The sequence below is a fragment of the Komagataeibacter kakiaceti JCM 25156 genome (genome assembly GCF_000613305.1).
Window position 1 is genome coordinate 1 of sequence record NZ_BAIO01000449.1, and the last position, 1,945, is coordinate 1,945.

Below are 1,945 nucleotides of genomic sequence, written 5' to 3' on the forward strand. Positions count from 1 at the left end.
CCCGCAGCCCCGGCCTGCGCCCCCCGCGCATGACGTGACGCCTGCCCACGCGCAGGAAATAACTGACCACCGAACCCCGCAGATCCACGCACAGATCCCATTTCCGCCCCCGGCACGCCCGCCACAGATCCAGCCAGTGCCGGTTATGCGGCCGCTTGACCATGACCAGCGTACGCACGCGGCAGGGCATGTGCGCGAACAGCCCGGCGGCCACCGGCCCGCACGCAATGGTGAAATCGGCCCGTGGGTAACGCCGCAGCAGTTCATCCAGCAGGCCGGTGGACAGGACGGCGTCACCCAGCCGGGTGGAGGTGATGAACAGGATCTGCATTTTTTACGGAGCCCAACAGGTTTCGCGGATGTACCCACCCCTCTTAGCCCTTGCCTCGCGGCGCGGACATGGCCAGATTGTAAATATGGCCAGAATTGCTCATCTTCCTGATCGCGCCGTGCTGAGTGTCTCCGGGGCGGATCGCGTGTCCTTCCTGCAGGGACTGGTGTCAAACGACATGACGGCCGTGGCCCCCGGTACGGCGGTGTGGACGGCTTTCCTGTCCCCGCAGGGGAAATGGCTGGCCGATTTCTTCGTTTTTGCCGACCCCGAAGGCACGCGCCTGCTGCTGGACTGTGACGCCGGGCAGACGGACATGCTGCGCCAGCGCCTGTCGCGCTACCGCCTGCGCGCGCAGGTCGAGATTGGTGATACCGGCTACGCCGTGCATGCCGCGTGGGGGGACGACATCACCCCGCCCGAAGGCTACCCCGCCGCGCCCGACCCGCGTCTTGCGCAGGCGGGCTGGCGCTTCCTGCTGGGGCATCCCGTCCCGTCGCCTTCCGCCGATGATGTCGATTATGACCGCCACCGTCTGGCGCTTGGCCTGCCCGCTGGCCCGCGTGACTGTGAAAGTGACAAAACCCTGCTGCTGGAAGCCAATTTTGACCAGCTCAACGGCATTAGCTGGACCAAGGGCTGCTACATGGGGCAGGAACTGACCGCGCGCACGCGCTATCGCGGTCTTGTGCGCCGCCACCTGCTGCCGGTCACGGCGGCGCGTGAACTGCCCCCGCCGGGCACGCCCATCCTGTCCGGCGCGGCCACTGTGGGGGAAATGCGTTCCTCCCGCGATGGGGCGGGCATGGCGATGATCCGTACGGAACATATGCACGATACGGACCTGACCGCCGGGGGGCACGCCCTGAGCGTGCGGGTACCCCAATGGTTCACCCTGCCCGCCGCCCGGCCGCAATAGGGGCTGGACAGGCGCGCCCGTGGCGGGCATGTGCCCGGTCGGGCTTTCTCCTGTCTGTTCAAGGTAAAACACATGTCCTACACGACGCCGGATACGGCCATCCGTTCCGCCATGATCGATCGGGTCAAATTCAACGCCGATGGCCTGATCACCGCCATCGCCCAGCAGCATGACACCGGCGAGATCCTGATGCTTGCGTGGATGAATGCCGCAGCACTGGACGAAACCCTGCGCACGGGCCGGGTCTGCTATTATTCCCGCAGCCGTGGCGGCCTGTGGCGCAAGGGAGAAACATCGGGGCAGGTACAGCATCTGGTGGATGCGCGCCTGGACTGTGACCGTGACGCGGTCCTGCTGCTTGTTGACCAGACCGGTGTGGCCTGCCACACGGGGCGGCGAAGCTGCTTCTACAACGCGCTGCGCCCCGAGGGGATTGTTGAAATCACGCAGCCGGACGTGGCGGCGGAAACGCTTTATGGCAAAGGCTAGAAAATCCAATGGCGCATGATGAAGAAAGACGGGAGCAGATCGGCAAGCTCATCTGGATCGGGATCATGGTGGTGGGCACGCTGATCATGGGGTTCATCATGCTCCGCAACGAACTGCATGCCCTCATCTCGGAAAACGAGGCCCCGCGCCCCGGTGTTACAGCGCCCGCCGCGCCGGACGTCACGCCGGTCATGCCCCCCCGGCAG

The 1,945-nt window shown here is 65.7% G+C and carries 4 protein-coding genes; 3 read left to right on the forward strand and 1 reads right to left on the reverse strand.

Annotated elements, in window-relative coordinates:
- Positions 1–331, reverse strand: a 331-nt coding sequence (locus tag JCM25156_RS15115; RefSeq protein WP_025813738.1) for a glycosyltransferase family 9 protein, incomplete at its 3' end; no start/stop codon positions are given.
- Positions 332–416: 85 nt separating this feature from the next.
- Here JCM25156_RS15115 and ygfZ point away from each other — a divergent pair.
- The 3 genes from ygfZ to JCM25156_RS15130 all read left to right on the forward strand — a co-directional run.
- The gene (gene ygfZ / locus JCM25156_RS15120; RefSeq protein WP_025813740.1) at positions 417–1,250 is read left to right on the forward strand and encodes a CAF17-like 4Fe-4S cluster assembly/insertion protein YgfZ; all 834 of its coding nucleotides are present in this window, start codon (positions 417–419) and stop codon (positions 1,248–1,250) included.
- A 72-nt stretch (positions 1,251–1,322) separates the two neighbouring features.
- A complete protein-coding gene (gene hisI, locus JCM25156_RS15125) occupies positions 1,323–1,739 on the forward strand; it encodes a phosphoribosyl-AMP cyclohydrolase (protein WP_025813741.1) in 417 nt (138 codons plus the stop codon).
- A gap of 8 nt (positions 1,740–1,747) precedes the next feature.
- Positions 1,748–1,945: hypothetical protein (locus tag JCM25156_RS15130; protein ID WP_025813743.1), on the forward strand; the 198-nt coding region annotated here is incomplete at its 3' end.